The 16479-nt window shown below is 73.1% G+C and carries 12 protein-coding genes; 4 read left to right on the forward strand and 8 right to left on the reverse strand.

Going from position 1 to position 16479, the window contains the following annotated elements:
• The first annotated feature begins 231 nt into the window (after nucleotides 1-231).
• The gene (locus OOJ91_RS14995) at nucleotides 232-1632 is read left to right on the forward strand and encodes an alpha,alpha-trehalose-phosphate synthase (UDP-forming) (protein WP_266245539.1); all 1401 of its coding nucleotides are present in this window, start codon (nucleotides 232-234) and stop codon (nucleotides 1630-1632) included.
• The gene (gene otsB, locus OOJ91_RS15000; protein ID WP_266245541.1) at nucleotides 1629-4238 is read left to right on the forward strand and encodes a trehalose-phosphatase; all 2610 of its coding nucleotides are present in this window, start codon (nucleotides 1629-1631) and stop codon (nucleotides 4236-4238) included. Before OOJ91_RS14995 ends, otsB begins: the two co-directional genes overlap by 4 nt.
• Nucleotides 4239-4396: 158 nt before the next feature.
• Here the strand turns inward: otsB and cobA are convergent, their stop codons facing one another.
• The 3 genes from cobA to cobC are packed head-to-tail and all read right to left on the reverse strand — an operon-like array spanning nucleotide 4397 to nucleotide 7912.
• Nucleotides 4397-5704, reverse strand: coding sequence for a uroporphyrinogen-III C-methyltransferase (cobA, locus tag OOJ91_RS15005; protein ID WP_266245543.1), 1308 nt, complete (start codon nucleotides 5702-5704; stop codon nucleotides 4397-4399).
• Nucleotides 5705-5735: 31 nt separating this feature from the next.
• A complete protein-coding gene (gene cobT, locus OOJ91_RS15010) occupies nucleotides 5736-6815 on the reverse strand; it encodes a nicotinate-nucleotide--dimethylbenzimidazole phosphoribosyltransferase (protein ID WP_266249692.1) in 1080 nt (359 codons plus the stop codon).
• Complete coding sequence (cobC, locus tag OOJ91_RS15015; RefSeq protein WP_266245544.1) at nucleotides 6815-7912, reverse strand: Rv2231c family pyridoxal phosphate-dependent protein CobC; 1098 nt, start codon at nucleotides 7910-7912, stop codon at nucleotides 6815-6817. Before cobC ends, cobT begins: the two co-directional genes overlap by 1 nt.
• 122 nt (nucleotides 7913-8034) lie before the next feature.
• Between cobC and OOJ91_RS15020 the strand changes: the two genes are divergently transcribed.
• Nucleotides 8035-10164: a transglycosylase domain-containing protein gene (locus tag OOJ91_RS15020; RefSeq protein ID WP_266245545.1), complete on the forward strand. Its 2130-nt coding sequence runs from the start codon at nucleotides 8035-8037 to the stop codon at nucleotides 10162-10164.
• Nucleotides 10165-10173: 9 nt separating this feature from the next.
• Here the strand turns inward: OOJ91_RS15020 and OOJ91_RS15025 are convergent, their stop codons facing one another.
• A complete protein-coding gene (locus OOJ91_RS15025) occupies nucleotides 10174-10743 on the reverse strand; it encodes a GNAT family N-acetyltransferase (protein ID WP_007464236.1) in 570 nt (189 codons plus the stop codon).
• Nucleotides 10740-12146 carry a cobyrinate a,c-diamide synthase gene (locus tag OOJ91_RS15030; RefSeq protein WP_266245547.1) on the reverse strand — a complete coding sequence of 469 codons (1407 nt, stop codon included), beginning with the start codon at nucleotides 12144-12146 and terminating at the stop codon, nucleotides 10740-10742. Before OOJ91_RS15030 ends, OOJ91_RS15025 begins: the two co-directional genes overlap by 4 nt.
• 170 nt (nucleotides 12147-12316) lie before the next feature.
• Between OOJ91_RS15030 and OOJ91_RS15035 the strand changes: the two genes are divergently transcribed.
• Nucleotides 12317-13138, forward strand: coding sequence for an SURF1 family cytochrome oxidase biogenesis protein (locus OOJ91_RS15035; protein ID WP_266245548.1), 822 nt, complete (start codon nucleotides 12317-12319; stop codon nucleotides 13136-13138).
• A gap of 10 nt (nucleotides 13139-13148) precedes the next feature.
• Here the strand turns inward: OOJ91_RS15035 and OOJ91_RS15040 are convergent, their stop codons facing one another.
• The 3 genes from OOJ91_RS15040 to OOJ91_RS15050 form a co-directional block, all read right to left on the reverse strand.
• Nucleotides 13149-14741: an ATP-dependent DNA ligase gene (locus OOJ91_RS15040; RefSeq protein WP_266245550.1), complete on the reverse strand. Its 1593-nt coding sequence runs from the start codon at nucleotides 14739-14741 to the stop codon at nucleotides 13149-13151.
• Between the two features lie 88 nt (nucleotides 14742-14829).
• Entirely contained in the window at nucleotides 14830-15036 is a 207-nt protein-coding gene (locus OOJ91_RS15045; RefSeq protein ID WP_007464240.1) for a hypothetical protein, read from the reverse strand.
• Nucleotides 15037-15107: 71 nt separating this feature from the next.
• Nucleotides 15108-16445 carry a dipeptidase gene (locus OOJ91_RS15050; RefSeq protein ID WP_266249694.1) on the reverse strand — a complete coding sequence of 446 codons (1338 nt, stop codon included), beginning with the start codon at nucleotides 16443-16445 and terminating at the stop codon, nucleotides 15108-15110.
• Nucleotides 16446-16479: the final 34 nt, after the last annotated feature.

The following is a 16479-nucleotide window of genomic DNA, read 5'->3' on the forward strand; positions in this document are numbered from 1 at the left end:
CCGGCCGGAAGCCGGCCGCGCGCACGCCATCGTCAATCCTGACAGGTACGGCGCGCTTCGCCCACATCACCCCGCCCCAGGAGTACGCGGGCGCGGCTGTCGACAAGATCACCCTCGGGATTTCGGCGCGTACGAGGCGGGTAGGAGACTCCGGCACGGGGCACAAGACGCCGCAGCTACGCTCAGTACGCTCATCGCGGTGGACCCGTCAGTACCCGGAGGTGGCCGATCGTGACCGTCCGTAGCTCCTTTGTCGTAGTGGCGAACCGTCTGCCGGTCGACGAGGTGAGCACACCCGAGGGACGGCAGTGGCGACGCAGCCCCGGCGGGCTCGTCACCGCGCTGCATCCCGTGCTCGCCGAACACCAGGGCACCTGGGTCGGCTGGGCCGGCGGCACCGGCGCCGCCCCCGAGCCGTTCGACCTGGAGGGCATCCGGCTGCATCCGGTCCCGCTCAGCGCCGAGGAGTTGGAGCGCTACTACGAGGGCCAGTCCAACGCGACGATCTGGCCGCTCTACCACGACGCCGTGGAGACACCTGCGTACAAGCGGCGTTGGCGGGAGGCGTACCGCCTGGTCAACGCCCGGTTCGCGGAGGCCGCGGCGGACGTCGCGGCCGAGGGCGCGACGGTCTGGGTGCAGGACTACCAGCTCCAGTTGGTCCCGGCGATGCTCCGTGAGCTTCGTCCGGACCTGCGGATCGGGTTCTTCCTGCACATTCCCTTCCCGCCGATCGAGCTGTTCATGCAGATGCCGTTCCGCACCGAGATCCTGCGCGGTCTGCTCGGCGCGGACCTGGTGGGCTTCCAGCAGCGGCTGGCCGCACAGAACTTCGTCCGGCTGGCCCGGCACCTGCTCGGGCTGCGCTACGAGGGGCAGATGATCCAGGTCGACGGTCGGCAGGTGAAGGCGGGCGCCTTCCCCATCTCCATCGACACCCAGGAGATGGAGCGGATGGCCGCCGACCCCGCGATCCAGGCGCGGGCCAAGCAGATCCGCGCCGAGCTGGGCGACCCGAAGACGATCATCCTGGGCGTCGACCGGCTGGATTACACCAAGGGCATCGAGTTGCGGCTCAAGGCGTTCCGCGAGTTGCTCGCTGACGGAAAGTTGACAGTTCCGGACGCCGTTATGGTGCAGGTGGCCACGCCGAGCCGCGAGCGCGTCGAGCACTACCAGGCACTTCGGGTCAAGGTCGAGCGCGAAGTTGGTCGGATTAATGGCGAATTCGGCCGAGTCGGCGTGCCTGCCGTGCATTACCTCCATCAGTCGTACAGTCGCAGTGAACTCGCCGCGATGTACGTTGCTGCGGACGTGATGATGGTGACCCCGCTGCGAGACGGTATGAATCTGGTAGCCAAGGAGTACGTCGCATCCCGTGCCGACCAGGGCGGTGCGCTCGTGCTCAGCGAGTTCGCCGGCGCCGCAACGGAGCTGCGCCAGGCCTTCCTGTGTAACCCGCACGACCCGGACGCGGTCAAGGACGCCCTGCTCCGGGCCGTGCACGTGGAGAAAACCGAGGCACGCCGCCGGATGCGGACAATGCAACGTCACCTGCGTACCCACGACGTGGGGCACTGGGCCAAGTCTTTCCTCTCCGAACTCGGAGTTCCCGAGGCGGAGGACGCGTGAACACATCCGTCAGCGACGGAGCGGCGATCGCCACCGGGGTGCTGGACCCCGAGCTGCGCTCCGCCATCGGCCGGATCGCCCGGGTTCCGCAGCTCCTGATCGCCTGCGACTACGACGGCACACTCGCGCCGATCGTGGAGGACCCGAGCACCGCCGTACCCCTGCCCGAGTCGGTGGCGGCGATCCGCGCGCTCGCCGCGCTGCCGCAGACGAGCGTGGCAGTGGTCTCCGGTCGGGCGCTGCGGGACCTGGCCGCGCTCTCCCGGCTGCCCAGCGAGGTGCACCTCGTCGGCAGTCACGGCTCCGAGTTCGACATCGGCTTCGTCGAGCGCCTCTCCCCCGAGCTGGTCGCCGTGCGCACCCAGGTGCGCAACGCGCTGCGGGAGATCGCCGCCGAGCACCCGGGCATCAGGCTGGAACGCAAGCCGGCAAGCGTCGCCGTGCACACCCGGGGCGTCGACCCGCGCATCGCCGCCGCGGCCATCGAGGCGGTCCGCAACGGTCCGGCCAGCTTCGACGGCGTCACCGTGACGCAGGGCAAGGAGGTCATCGAGCTGTCCGTGGTGGCCACCCACAAGGGCACCGCCGTCGACCAGCTCCGGACCCAGCTCTCCGCCAGCGCGGTGCTCTTCATCGGCGACGACGTCACCGACGAGAACGCCTTCGGCAACCTGCACGGTCCGGACCTCGGCATCAAGATCGGCACTGGCGAGACCAAGGCCGGCTTCCGGGTGGCCGAGCCCATCGAGGCCGCCCGCGCGCTCGGGCTGCTGCTGGAGACCCGCCGACACTGGCTCTTCGGCGAGCGGGCGGTGCCCATCGAGCGGCACTCCATGCTTGCCAACGGTCGTACGGTCGCGCTGCTCACGCCCGAGGCCAAGGTCAGCTGGCTCTGCCACCCCAAGCCGGACTCGGCGGCGATCTTCGCCGACCTGGTCGGCGGCAGCCCGGCCGGACACTTCAGCGTCGCCCCGGAGCGCGGTGGCATCCCGCTGGGCCAGCGCTACCGCTCCGGCACGATGACAGTCGAGACCCGGTGGTCCGGGCTCACCGTCACCGACTGGCTGGACAAGCCGGCCCGGGAGACCACTCCGGACGACAGCCCGGCGGTCATCACCGGCGACTCGACACTGGTCCGGGTGCTCACCGGCAGCGGCCGGGTGCGGCTGGAGTTCGCGCCCCGACCCGAGTTCGGTCAGGTCGCCGTGCAGATGCAGCCGCTCGGCGACGGCCTGCTGGTGCTCGGCTCCAACGAGCCGGTCGCCCTCTACTCCCCCGGGGTCGAGTGGCAGGTCAACAACGACGGCGGGTACGAGACCGCCAAGGCGGTCGTCGACCTCTCCGCCGCCGGCGGGCAGGTCGTGCTGGAACTGCGCTTCGGCACGCACAGCCTGGAGCACCACCGGGTGCCGATCCACGAGCGGCAGGCCGCCGCCGAGCAGCCGTGGAAGGACTGGGTGGCGTCGCTACGGCTGCCCTCCACCTCCCGCGACCTGGTGGCCCGCAGCGCTCTCACCCTGCGCGGCCTCTGCCACGAGGCCACCGGTTCGATCCTGGCCGCGGCCACCACCTCGCTCCCCGAGGAGTTGGGCGGCGTCCGCAACTGGGACTACCGCTACTGCTGGCTGCGCGACGCCGCGCTGACCGCCCGCGCGCTCGTCGACCTCGGGTCAATCGAGGAGGCCGAGGCGTTCCTGCGCTGGGTCGACGGCTGCATCGAGCGCACCGGCGGCCACCCGGAGCGGCTGCACCCGCTCTACACCATCGACGGGTACGAGCTGGGCGCCGAGGCGGTCATCGACACGCTGCCCGGGTACGCCGGCTCCCGGCCGGTCCGGGTCGGCAACCTCGCCAACCACCAGCTCCAACTCGACGTGTTCGGCCCGATCGCCGACCTGATCGCGGCCGTCGCCGACGCGCGGGGCTCGGTCCGTGACGACGAGTGGCGGGTCCTGGAGAACATGGTCGAGGCGGTCCGCCGCCGCTGGCACGAGCCCGACCACGGCATCTGGGAGGCCCGGCTGCCACCCCGGCACCACGTCTTCTCCAAGGTGATGTGCTGGATGACAGTCGACCGGGCGCTGCACGTGATGCGCCAGCACGGCGGCGAGGACCGGTCGGAGTGGAAGGACCTGCGCGACCGGATCGGCGCCAACGTGTTGGAGCACGGCTGGCACGACGATGTCGAGGCCTACAGCGTCGCGTACGGGGATGAGGACATGGACGCCTCGTCGCTCTGGATCGGGCTGTCCGGCCTGCTCCCCGGCGACGACCCGCGCTTCCTGTCCACCGTCCTGAAGATCGAGGCGGACCTGCGCAGCGGCCCGGTCGTCTACCGCTACCACTGGGACGACGGCCTGCCCGGCCGCGAGGGCGGCTTCCACATCTGCACGGCGTGGCTGATCGAGGCGTACCTGCGCACCGGCCGCCGCACCGACGCCGAGGAGCTGTTCGCGCAGATGGTGCTCACCGCCGGCCCGACCGGCCTGCTCCCCGAGCAGTACGACCCGCTCGCCGAGCGCGGCCTGGGCAACCACCCGCAGGCGTACAGCCACCTGGGGCTGATCCGCTGCGCCCTGCTGCTGGACAACATGCTCAAGCAGTAGGACCACCGCACCGTCCGGGGCCGGAGGCGCTTGCGCTTCCGGCCCCGTCCTGATCCACACGATATCCGCGAAGTGGCGCCATCCCGCCGCCCAGACACCGCCACATCGCCGACCTGGAGTGGATCACGCCGGCCGGGTACCCGCACGCGCCCGCTGTCTCACCCGTCGAGCGCGCCCACCACGTCGCCCACCACGACCACGGCCGGCGGTCGCACCTCCGCCGTGAGCACGTCGGCGGCCACCGCGTCGAGCGTGGACCGCAGCACCCGCTGGGTGCCCGTCGTGCCCTCCTGGACCACGGCGGCGGGTGTCTGCGGCGACCGGCCGTGGGCGATCAGGGTGGCCGTGATGGCGGCGAGGTTCTTCAGCCCCATCAGGATCACCAACGTGCCGCGCAGGCCCGCGAGGGCGTCCCAGCGCACCAGCGAGGCCGGCGCGTCGGGTGCCACGTGCCCGGAGACCACTGTGAACTCGTGCGCCACCCCCCGGTGGGTGACCGGGATACCGGCCGCGGCCGGAGCGGCGATCGAGCTGGTCACCCCGGGGACCACGGTCACCGGCACGCCGGCCTCGGCGCAGGCCAGCAGCTCCTCGCCGCCGCGACCGAAGACGTACGGGTCGCCGCCCTTGAGCCGGACCACGACGGCGCCGGCCAGGGCCCGGTCGACCAGGATCCGGTTGATCTCCTCCTGGGCTCGGGACGGGCCGTAGGGGATTTTCGAGGCGTCCACCAGCTCGACGTCGGCGCGCAGCTCGTCCAGGAGCAGGCCGGGCACCAGCCGGTCGGCCACCACCACGTCGGCCTCGGTGAGCAACCGCCAACCCCGCACGGTGATCAGCTCCGGATCACCCGGCCCCGCCCCGACCAGCGCCACCCGCCCGACCTGCCGCCCGCCGGTCGTCCCGGTCGTCCCGGTCGTCCGGGTCGTCCCGGTCGAAGCATTGGGCCCGCCCTGCGCCGGAGCGACACCGCCCGGAGCGACACCGCCCGGAGCGGCTCTGCCCGGAGCGAGGCGGGCCGCGAGCAGGTCACGGACGGCGTCGCGGACGGTCATCGCCCGCCGGGGATCCCCGCCGCCGAACACGGCCACGGTGACTGGGCCGTGTCGGGTCACCGCCGGGGTCCAGGCCGTGGCGGCGGTCCGGTCGTCGGCCCGGACGCAGAAGATCCGCCGCTCGGCGGCGACGGCGCTCACCGCGGCCGCAGCCATCGGGTCGTCGATCGCCACCTGGACCAGCCACGCCCCGTCCAGGTCCTCCGGCGCGAACCGGCGCGGCACCCAGTGCAGCCGACCCGCGTCCACCCGGGCCTGCAACGCCGGGGTCAGCTCCGGCGACACCAGCAGGACGTCCGCGCCGGCGTCCAGCAGCGCCGGCACCCGCCGGGTGGCGACCGCGCCCCCGCCCACCACGACCACGCGCCGCCCGTCGAGCCGCAGACCGAGGGGGTACGGGCTGGCGCTCACGCCGCACCACCGGGGCGTTCGCTGGGCGCGGTCACTTCTCGGCCACCCCGGCGGAGTCGAAGGTGGCCACGTCGTGCAGCACGCGGACGGCGCCGGTGACGACCGGCAGCGCCAACAGGGCGCCGGTGCCCTCGCCGAGGCGCAGGCCAAGGTCGATAAGCGGGTCGAGGCCGAGGTGGCGCAGCGCCACCGTCGCGCCGGGCTCGGCCGAACGGTGTCCGGCGACCATTGCCGCGACCGCGTCCGGTGCGAACGCGGCGGCGGCGAGCGCCGCGGACACCGCGATCACGCCGTCCAGCAGGACCGGCGTCCGGCGGGCCGCGGCGCCCAGGATCAGTCCGGCCAGCGCGGCGTGCTCCAGGCCACCGACGGCGGCGAGCACGCCAAGCGGGTCGGCCGGATCGAGTGTGTGCCGGGCCAGCGCGGCCCGCACCACGGCCACCTTACGGGCGTACGTCGGGTCGTCGATCCCGGTGCCCCGGCCGGTGGTGTCGAGCGGGTCGGCGCCGGTGAACGCGGCGATCAGCGCCGCCGCCGGGGTGGTGTTGCCGATGCCCATGTCCCCGGTGAGCAAGATGCCGGCCCCGGCGTCGATCAGCTCGTCGGCGATCCGGATGCCGGTCTCCACCGCCGCCAGGGCCTCGTCGCGGGTGAGCGCGGCGGTCACCGTGAGGTCCCGGGTGCCCCGGCGTACGGAGGCGGCGACCAGTCGGGGCGCGGACGGGTCGGCCGGACCGGGGACCTCGGCGACGGGCAGCGGGGTCGCCACCCCGACGTCGACCACGGTGACCGAGGCGCCGGCCTGCCGGGCGAACGCGTTGACGACCGCGCCGCCGGCCAGGAAGTTGCCGATCATCTGGGCGGTGACCTCCTGCGGCCATGGACTGACCCCCTGGGCGTGCACCCCGTGGTCGCCCGCGAAGATCGCCACGGCGGCCGGCTCGGGGATCGGCGGCGGGCAGGCCCCGGCCAGCCCGGCGAGGCGTACCGACAGGTCCTCCAACAGGCCCAGCGAGCCCGCCGGCTTGGTCAGCCGGCCGTGCAGCTCACGGGCGGCGGCCATGGACGCCTCGTCCAGTGGCCGGATGGCCGACATCGTGGTCTCCAGCATCATGCCTCCATGATCTCGCGCAGCACCTCGATGAACGCGTCTGTGGTGTCTCGGTCGCGTACCGCCACCCGCAGCCAGTCCGGGCCGAGGCCGGGGAAGGTGTCGCCCCGGCGTACCGCCCAGCCCCTGTCGCGCAGGGCCTCCCGGATCCGGTTCGCACCGGGCAGGTGCAGCAGGACGAACGCGCTGGCCGGGCGGCCCGCGACGCGTACACCGGGCAGGTCGGTCAGGCGCGCGACCAGGTGGTCGCGGTCGGCGGCGAGGTCGGCGGCGATCGCGCGTTCGGCCTCGACCGCGACTGGAGTGGCGCAGGCCGCGGCGGCGGCCAGTGCGGGCGTGGAGACGGCCCAGAGCGGCTGGACGGCGGCCAGGCGGGACAGCAGCTCCGGTGCGCCGAGCAGGTAGCCGATCCGCAGCCCGGCCAGGCCCCACGTCTTGGTGAGGCTGCGCAGGACGACCAGGCCGGGCAGGTCCCGCCGCTGCGCCAGCGACTCCGGCTCGCCGGTGTGCCCGGCGGTGGTGTCGGCGAACGCCTCGTCGACCACAAGTATCCGGCCCGGACGGGCGAGCGCGGCCACGGTCCGCGCGGGGTGCAGCACGGACGTGGGATTCGTCGGGTTGCCGATCATCACCAGGTCCGCGTCGACGGGCACCAGGGACGGATCCAGCCGGAACCCGTCGGCCGGGTCCAGCAGCACCCGCTCGACGCGGTGGCCGGCGGCTCGTAGCGCCGCCTCCGGCTCGGTGAACTGCGGGTGCACCACCACGGGTCGGCGGACGCCCCGCAGGGCCTGGGCGATCAGCACGAAGCCCTCGGCGGCGCCTGCGGTGAGCAGTACCTCGTCCGGGTGACGCCGGTGCCGGGCGGCGACGGCGGCGCGGGCCGGCGTCGGGTCGGGGTAGCGGGCCAGGTCGGTGAGGGTGGCGGCGATCGGGCCGGCAAGCCAGGCCGGCGGCGGCGCCTGGCGGACGTTGACGGCGAGGTCGATAAGCCCGACGCCCACCTCGGAATCGCCGTGGTGCGCCAGATCCGGCTCCTCGGTGGCCGTCCGCTCGGCCACGGCGAGCGGGGACGGCCCGCTCGGCTGATCACGCATGTCCGCGATCCTGCCGGGAAGGTGGCCGGCGGGACAGTCGATGTCGGCGTAAGCCATGTCACCACCTCACGGGTTTATGAGTTCTTCTCATGTATGAATCGGAAATGTCATAACTTGGCCACGTGAGCAACCGACCCCTTGCTGCCGCTGGTCGACTCGTTCCTCTACTCCGCGCCGGTCTCATCGCCGGCATCGTGATCGCCGCCGCCGCGTACCCGCTTGTCGCCTTCACCGGGCTCGGAGCGAAGGCCACCGCGCACGCAGTGGAACAGAAGACCAGACTGCTGACCACCGCCCTGCCCGCCGAGACCTCGTACGTCTACGCCGCCGACGGCAAGACCGTGCTGACCATGTTCTACGAGGAGTACCGGCAGTACACGAAGCTGTCGGACATGTCGCCGAACATCCAGCAGGCGATCGTCGCCGCCGAGGACTCCCGCTTCTACCAGCACCACGGCGTCGACCCGAAGGGCGTGGCCCGCGCCTTCGTGGCAAACGCCCGCTCCGGCGGCTCCCAGGGCGCGTCGACGCTGACCATGCAGTACGTCCGGATGGCCCTGCGGGACAGCGCGACCACGCCCAAGGAGGTCCAGGAGGCCACCCAGCAGACAAGCATTCGCAAGGTCAAGGAGATGCGGATGGCGCTGGACCTGGAGAAGGAGATGAGCAAGGAACAGATCATGGAGCGGTACCTGAACTCGGCGTACTTCGGTCACCGCGCGTACGGCATCTACGCGGCCAGCGAGATCTTCTTCTCCAAGACCCCGAAGGACCTCACCCCGGTCGAGGCGGCCACCCTCGCCGGACTGGTCAAGTCCCCCTCCGAGTACGACCCGGCCGACTCCGACCAGAAGGAGGCCACCGGGCGACGCAACTACGTGCTGGACCGGATGAGCCAGCTCGGCTACCTCTCCCCCGACTCGGCGGCCGCGGCGAAGACCGAGCCGATCCGGCTGAAGCTGACCAACCCGCCGAACGACTGCGCCTCGATCATCGAGAAGTACAACAGCTGGGGCTTCGCCTGCGACTACCTGAAGAACTGGTGGAGTGCACAGCCCGCGTTCGGGGCGAACCGGCTGGAGCGGATGGACAAGCTGCGCCGGGGCGGCTACCGCATCGTGCTCAGCGTCGACCCGAAGATCCAGGCCGCGGCGGAGAAGAACGTCGGCGCCAAGGAGGGCACCGGCAGCCCGTTCGCCAACGGCATCGTGGTCTCCGAACCGGGCACCGGGCGGGTGAAGGCGATGGCGGTGAACCGGAACTACTCCCTGGATCTGGCCGACAACCCGCCCAGCTCCAACCCCGAGGCCGGGCCGAAGGTGAAGGCCAACTACCCGAACACGGTGGCGCCGCTGCTCGGCGGTGGTGACCTGCCGGGCTACCAGGCCGGATCGACGTTCAAGATGTTCCCGATGCTTGCCGCGCTGGACTCGGGGATGACGCTGTCCACCTCGTTCAACGCCCCGTACCGCTACAAGTCGAACGTCTACGACGGGTGGGCGCCCTCAAACGCCAGCGGCGCGATGACCGGCCAGCAGACCATGTGGTCAGGCTTCGGCAAGTCCGTCAACACGTACTTCGTGTGGCTTGAGGAGAAGGTGGGCGCGGACCGGGCGGTCCGGCTCGCCGAACAGCTCGGACTGCGCTGGCGTACCGACGTCGACCGGGAGCAGGCGTCCCCGGGCAAGGCCAAGAAATGGGGCGCGTTCACCCTGGGCGTCTCCGACGCGACGCCGCTGGAGATGGCGAACGCCTACGCCGCCGTCGCGGCCGACGGCCGCTACTGCGAGGCGATCCCCGTGCAGGCGATCATGAACCGGGACGGCACGCCTGCCACGTACGCCACTCCGGGCGGTCTGCACCGGGAGGTCGCCAAGCCGCGCTGCCGCCAGGTGGTCAGCGCCGACGCCGCCCGAGCGGCCACCGACGCCGCCCGCTGCCCGACCGGCGACCGGCCGGCACGCGGCGGCTGCGGCGGCTGGTCGACAGCCGACAGCGTCCGGGGTACGGTCGGCCGCCCGGTCGCCGGCAAGACCGGCACCACCGACAGCACCAGGTCCGCCTGGTTCGTCGGCTACACGCCGGAGCTGGCAGCGGCGAGCTTCATCTCCGATCCGGACAATCCGTTCAACGCCGTCGGTGACGGGCAGTCCCAGATCCCGATCGCGGCGGTCGCCGAGACCCTGCGCGACGGCCTGAAGGGCACGCCGACCCGTGAGTTCACGCCACCGTCGGACGCCATCGTCGGATGACGGCGCGGGTCAGCGCAGATCCGCCGCCACGAACGACCAGAGTTCGAGGTCGACCCGGCCACCGCCGACGAAACCCGCGTTGCGGAGCAGCCCCTCGTAGCTGAAGCCGGCCTTCTCGGCGACCCGGCGCGACGCCAGGTTGCCGGGGGCCACCCGCAGCTCGACCCGCTGGAAGCCGTGCTCCAGGATCAGCGCGATGGCCACCGCGTCCACCGCCTCGGCGGCCAGGCCGAAGCCCCGCGCGTGGGGTGCCATCGCGTAGGAGACCTCGGTGAGCCGGGCGCCCCAGTCGGTACGCCGCGTCCAGAGGGAGCCGACCACCTGGTCGTCCTCCCGGCGGACCACCGCGTAGTGGTCGCCCTCGCCGCTGTCGCGCCGCTGCCGGGCCAGATCCGTGCACCAGGCGTGCCCGTCGATCGGGCCGGAGTCGTCGGCCAGCGGCAGCCACCGCCGGGTCAGCTTGTCGGCGAAGATCTCCCCGGCCGCCGACGCGTCCGCCGCCGTCAGCCGACGCACCTCAGTACGCGGGGTGGAGACTGTCAACGCCGGAAACCGGCGGACCGCCAACTCACCGATCACGCGGGCACCACGGGAGGCTGTGCGGGCGCCGCCTCGGCAGCGGCCGGCTCGCTGACCGCCGCGGCAACCACCCGGGCGGCGGTCGCCGCGTGCCCCGCCCAGTGCAGGGTGAGTTGCGAGGCGTGCACGTTGCGCCACACGAAACCCTCAGGAGTGCCGCCGTCCCAGCTCCACGCCGGCCGCTGACCGGCGCGCGGGGTGAGCACCGACCGGTGCTCCTTGTGCCCGACGACCACAGTGCCCTGCGCGGCGACCACGCTGTCGGTCTGGGCAGTCGCCTCCCGATAGCCCACCACGAGACCGTCGCGGCTCACGCCCACCGCGTCCAGCACACCGCACATCGGCAGCCCGTCCAGCTCACGGGCCAGCCACAGCAGGCCGGCGCCCTCGGCGACCACCGGCCGACCGGTGCGGGCCAGCTCGGCCACCGCGATGCAGAGCCGCCGGTTGGCCGACAACTGCTCGGCGTACGACTCGGGCAGCGCACCCCCGACGACAAGCGCGCGGGTGCCGACAGGCAACGCCTCGTCGCGCAACGGATCGACTGTCACCACCTCGGCGCCGGCGGCGGACAGCAGCTCGGCGGTCTCCGGGTGGCTGAAGCTGCCGCCCGGCCCACCGGCAAGGGCCACCAGCGGGCGCTGCGCCGGAACGACAAGCTCGCCGAGCGCCTCCTGCGGCGACCAGGCCACCGCCGGCAGTGGCGGAGCGGAACGGGCCAGCCCGAGCAGCCGCTCCAGATCGACTGTGGCGGCGACCGCCTCGCCCAACCGGCGCACCGCACGAACCGCGTCGGCCGAGGCATCGACCACCGGCGCCACCCCGTGCCGGCGGGACGGCAGCACGGCCGGCAGGTCCTGGCGACGCAGCGCGCCGTAGACCGGCACTCCCACGTCGTCAAGCGCCTCGCGCAGCATCGCCTCGTGCCGCGACGACGCCACCCGGTTGAGGATCACCCCACCCAGCCACAACTGCTCGTCGTACGAGCGGAAACCGTGCACCAGGGCGGCCACCGACTGCCCCATCGCCGCGACGTCGACCACCAGCACCACCGGACTGCGCAGCGCGGTGGCCGCGGCGGCCGTGGACTCCTGCTCCGGGCGGCCACCGACGGAGTCGTACAGGCCCATGCTGCCCTGCACGACGGCGAGCGCGGCCCCCGCGGCGCCGTGTGCGACGAGCGGGGCGAGCCGGTCGACGCCGACCAGCCGGGGATCGATCACCCGGCCGGGCCGGCCGGCGGCGAGACCGAGGTACGCGGCGTCGACGTGGTCCGGGCCCAGCTTGAACCCGGCGACGTCGACACCCCGCTCGGCCAGGGCGGCGAGCAGCCCGATCGCCAGCGCGTTCTTTCCGTGCCCGGAGGACGGCGCGCTGAGCACCAGGCGCGGCACGACGGTCATCATCGACTCCTCGCGGGCGGCGGCGGGGACGCGACGGCCGACCGGGGTCGATCCGTCGGCGTGACGATACCCGCCCGGCCCGACGCGCGAGCACCGCCAACCGGGGCCGCGCGCACCGTCTCGGCCCGGTCGCGGTGAGTGGCCCCGGTCATACGGGTAGCCTCGGTGCCGTGTACCGGTTCCTGCTGAGCCCACGCTGGTTGGGCGCCCTCGCGCTTACCCTGGTCGCCTCCGCCGTCATGGTGTGGTTGGGCAACTGGCAGCTGGACCGCTACCGAGGCCGTACCGAGATCAACGAGCGGATCGACGCGGGCGAGCGGATGTCCCCGGTGCCCCTGGCCGACGCGTTCCGCGCGCCCACCGGTGGCCCCGGGACCGCCGGTCCGGCCCCCGCGAAGGACAGGGTCTGGACCCGGATCACCGCCACCGGCCGGTACGACCCGTCGAACACGGTCCTGGTCCGTGGTCGGACCGTCGACAGCCGGGTCGGCTTCGAGGTGCTCACCCCGCTGGTGCTCGCCGACGGCAGCGCGCTGCTGGTGGACCGGGGCTGGATCCCGCCCGCGCCGGGCGGGGCGACAGCCCAGCCGTCGGTGCCCACCCCGCCGGGCGGCGACGTGACTGTCAGCGGCCGGTTGCACGAGACCGAGAGCGGCGCCGGCACGGTGGATCGCCGCGGCGGCCGGCTGGAGACGCGGCGGATCGCCGTGCCGCGCCTGGCCCGCGAGCTGCCCTACCCGGTCTACGGCGGCTACCTGCTGCTGGACGACCAGACCCCGGCCGCCGACGCGGTGTTCAAGGCCGTGCCGGTCGGGCACACGAACAACTGGCAGAACTTCGGCTACGTCGTGCAGTGGTGGCTGTTCGCCGCGATGGCGCTCTTCGGCTACGGCTGGGTGGCCCGCCGCGAGGCACGCCGGGCCGCTGGTCTCGACGGAGCGACGGCCCCGCTGGACCGGGCGGCCGAGCCGACGCCGAGCGCGTCCGCCTGACTCTGCCTGCTCAACCGCTGCGCCGGCCGGCGTGGATGGCGCGGACCGCGTCGATGGTGTCCGCCTCGGCGGCGGACTTGTCGTCGCGGTAGCGCACCACGCGGGCGAACCGCAGCGCCATCCCACCCGGGTAGCGGGTGCTCGTCTGCACCCCGTCGAAGGCGATCTCCACGACCTGCTCCGGGCGGACCCGGACCACCCAGTCGCCCCGCTCCACGGCGAGGTCGAGGAAACGCTCGGTCTGCCACCGCAGCAACTCGTCGGTGAGCCCCTTGAACGTCTTGCCGAGCATGACGAAGTCGCCGGTGCGCGGGTCACGGGCGCCCAGATGCAGGTTGGACAACCAGCCCTTGCGCCGGCCGCTGCCCCACTCGACGGCGAGCACCACCAGGTCGAGGGTGTGCCGGGGTTTGACCTTGACCCAGGCGGCGCCGCGCCGGCCGGCGTCGTAGGGGGCGTCCGGCGCCTTGACCACCACGCCCTCCTGCCCGGCGTCGAGCGCGGCGGCGAACGCCGCGCCGGCCTGCTCCGGGCCGTCGACCTCCATCCGCCCGACCAGCAGCGACGAATCGACCGCGCCGGCGAGCGCGGCCCAGCGCTCCCGCCCGGGCATGTCGATCAGATCCTGGCCGTCGAGGTGCAGCAGGTCGAAGAAGTACGGGGTGAGCACTGTCGCGCCGGTGCTGGCGGCGGCCGCGAGCACCGCCGGGGCGACAGGTGTCCGGCCTGTGGTGCTCGGTGTGGTGCGCCGGGCGGCCCGACTGGAGGTCTGCTGGAACGGCAGTGGGCGGCCCGTCTCGTCCAGGCCGATCGCCTCGCCGTCGAGGACCAGCTCCCGACCCGGCAGGGCGCGGACCGCCGCGACCACCTCGGGCACCCGGTTGGTGATCTCGTCGAGGCTGCGGGTGAACACGGCGATGTCGGCGCCGGAGCGGTGCACCTGGATGCGGATGCCGTCGAGCTTCACGTCGACCACCGCCGGCGTGCCGGTCGCGGCGAGCGCCTCGTCGACCGAGGGGGCGCTCTGCGCGAGCATCGGCGCCAGCGGTCGGCCGACCTGCAAGCCGAAGCCGGCCAACTCGGCGGCCCCTCCGGCCAGCGCGGCCACCGCCACGGCACGCAGGTCACCGGCGAGCAGCAGCGCCCGACGAACCGTCGCCACCGGCACCTCGGCGGCCCGGGCCACGGCGTCGGCGAGCAGCCCGGCCTGGGCGCCCTGCCGCAGCTCGCCGCTGAACAGGCCGGTGAGCAGGCGCTGCTCGTCGACAGTCGCCGCCGCATAGAGGGCGCCGAGCAGCGCCCGACGGCGGGCCTGCGACCCGGCGCCCTGCACGGCGGCGATCTGCTCGATGGCCGCATCGACGGCGGCCACGGTCAGCGTCGGCTCGGCGGCCGGTGGCGGCAGGTCACGCAGGCTCGCGTAGCCCACACCGGTCTGCCGCTGGCGCAGCTCACCGGCGAGGTAGCCGGCGCCGGGCTCCACCTCGGCCGGGTCGAGCCGGCGCAGCGCGTCGGCGAGCAGCTCCACCTTGGCCCGCCGGCCACTGGTGGCGCCCACGGCGGCGGAGGTGGCCGCCAGGTCGATGAACCGCACGAGGCCCATCCTGCCAGCCACCTCCGACACCGCCCGGGCATTGCCGTGCCCGGGCGGTGTCGGCGCGGTGCCGCAGCCCACGAGGGGGCGGCGGGAATCAGGCGGAGACGGGCTCCTCGATGCGCAACCCGCGGGCGCGGACCTCGCCCGCGACCCGGGAGAGCACCGAGTCGAGGGCGACCAGGGCGGCGGACAGCTCACCGAGCTGATCGTTGAGCGTGTCCTCGGACCACGCGGAGACGTCGACGTCCCCCAGTGCGCTGACGGCGGCCCCCAACCGGGCCATCACCTCGTTCGTACTCATGTTCGAAAGCCTATAGCAATCCCATCAACGACACGCCACAAACTTGCAGATCAGGCGCAAACTTGCAGTTCTCAGGCGGCGGCGACATTGCGCAGCAGCAACGCCTCGGCGAGGCACACCCGGGCGAACTCGCCGAGGTGCAGGCTCTCGTTCGGGCCGTGCGCCCGCGCGTGCGGATCCTCCACGCCTGTCACCAGGATCGCCGCCTGCGGGAACATCTCCTGGAAGGTGGCGATGAACGGGATCGAACCGCCGATACCGACGTCCACCGGGTCGGTGCCGTCCCACGCCGTACGGAACGCCGAACGGGCGGCGTCGAACATCGGCCCGGACGCGTCGATCACGCACGGGTTGCCGTCGTGCTCCAGGCTGACTGTCACCTGGGCGCCCCACGGAGCGTGCTTCTCCAGGTGCGCGCGCACCGCCGCGTACGCCCGCTTGGGGTCGTCGCCCGGGGCGAGGCGGATGCTGAGCTTCGCCTTCGCGGCCGGCACCAGGGCGTTCGGGGCCTCGCCGGTGGACGGCGCGTCGATGCCGAGCACCGACACCGCCGGCTTGGTCCAGAGCCGGTCGGTGATCCGCCCGGTGCCGATGAACTCGACGCCCTCGGCCAGCCCGGCCTCGGCGCGGATCCGGTCCTCCGGGTAGTCGACCGTGGCGCCCTCCCGAGCGACCAGCCCGTCCACCGCCACGGAGCCGGCGTCGTCGTGCAGGGTCGCCAGCAGGCGGACCAGGGCGGTCAGCGCGTCCGGCACGGCACCGCCGAACATGCCGCTGTGCACCGCGTGGTCAAGCGTGCGCACCTCGACGAAACAGTTGACGACGCCACGCAGCGAGGTGGTCAGCGCCGGTACGCCGATGTCCCAGTTGCCGGAGTCGGCGATCACGATGACGTCGGAGGTGATCTCGTCGCGGTGGTCGATCAGCAGTTGCTCAAGCGAATCGGAGCCGTACTCCTCCTCGCCCTCGATGAACAGCACCACACCGACCGGCAGCGCGTCCCCGTACGCGCGCAGCGCCGCGACGTGCGCCATGATGCCGGCCTTGTCGTCGGCCGCGCCCCGGGCGTACAGGCGGCCGTCGCGCTCCACCGGCTCGAACGGGTCGGACTCCCACAGCGACCGGTCGCCGACCGGCTGCACGTCGTGGTGGGCGTAGAGCAGCACGGTGGGCGCACCGGGCGGGGCGGCCCGACGGCCGATCACCGCGGGCTGCCCGCCGGAGCGCACGATGTCGACGTCCAGGCCGCAGCCGCGCAGCAGGTCGGCGACCGCCTCGGCGGAACGCTCCACGTGTGAGTGGTCGAAGCCCTCGAAGGCGATGCCGGGAATGCGGACGAGACGTTCCAGGTCGGCGCGTACGCCGGGCATCTCCCGCTCGACGGCGGCCCGCACCGCGGACTCGGACATGATCGGTGAGGTCATGACCGGAATCGTATGCCGG

The sequence above is a fragment of the Micromonospora lupini genome, from assembly GCF_026342015.1.
In the GTDB taxonomy this organism is placed as follows: Bacteria; Actinomycetota; Actinomycetes; order Mycobacteriales; family Micromonosporaceae; genus Micromonospora; species Micromonospora lupini_B.